Origin of the sequence: Paraburkholderia sp. BR10923, from assembly GCF_040948765.1 — a bacterium.
Lineage (GTDB): Bacteria > Pseudomonadota > Gammaproteobacteria > Burkholderiales > Burkholderiaceae > Paraburkholderia > Paraburkholderia youngii.
This window is the reverse complement of the sequence record NZ_JBFPKO010000155.1, coordinates 1-554: the sequence shown is the minus strand read 5'-3', so window position 1 is coordinate 554 and position 554 is coordinate 1. Positions and strand designations below refer to the sequence as shown.

The 554-nt window shown below is 60.8% G+C and carries 1 pseudogene; it reads left to right on the top strand.

The window, feature by feature from the left end:
* Positions 1-127: 127 nt before the first annotated feature.
* Positions 128-554: pseudogene (locus AB3X94_RS41875) on the top strand (transposase); the annotation flags it as partial.

Here is a 554-nt window from a genome sequence, read left to right as displayed (position 1 = left end):
CCATCTAAACCTCGCCAGAATTTGCAGGCTATACCCAGCAATATGCCAGGTCTCTGCAATTCCAACAACACGATTTCCGCCGGAAACCCCCAACGCTTAAGGCTCTACGGTTTGTTCAGGCTGGACTCAGTACTGTGGGCAACTTGGCAAACAGGACAACTGTCAGGTCGCCGTGAGCCTGTCGATCGCGACGCAACGTGGCAGCCTGCCGATTGCCTGGCAGCTGTATGTCCCCAAGGAATGGATTGAAGACCGGGAACGTGCCCGTCGTGCGGGCATTCCCGACGATCTGGCTTTCGAGACCAAGCCCCAGATTGCGTTGACCCAACTTCGTGAGGCTATAGCATCCGGCGTTGCCCCGGGCATCGTGCTGGCCGATGCCGGGTACGGCGACGAAACCGCTTTCCGGGATGGGGTAACTGAACTGGGTTTGTTGTACGCCGTAGGGATCCGGCCTGGCACCTCTGTGTGGGCACCCGGTACGGCGCCACTTCCACCCAGGCCATGGAGCCGGCGCGGCAAGCCACCGACATTGTTGCGCCGTGCGCCCGGCC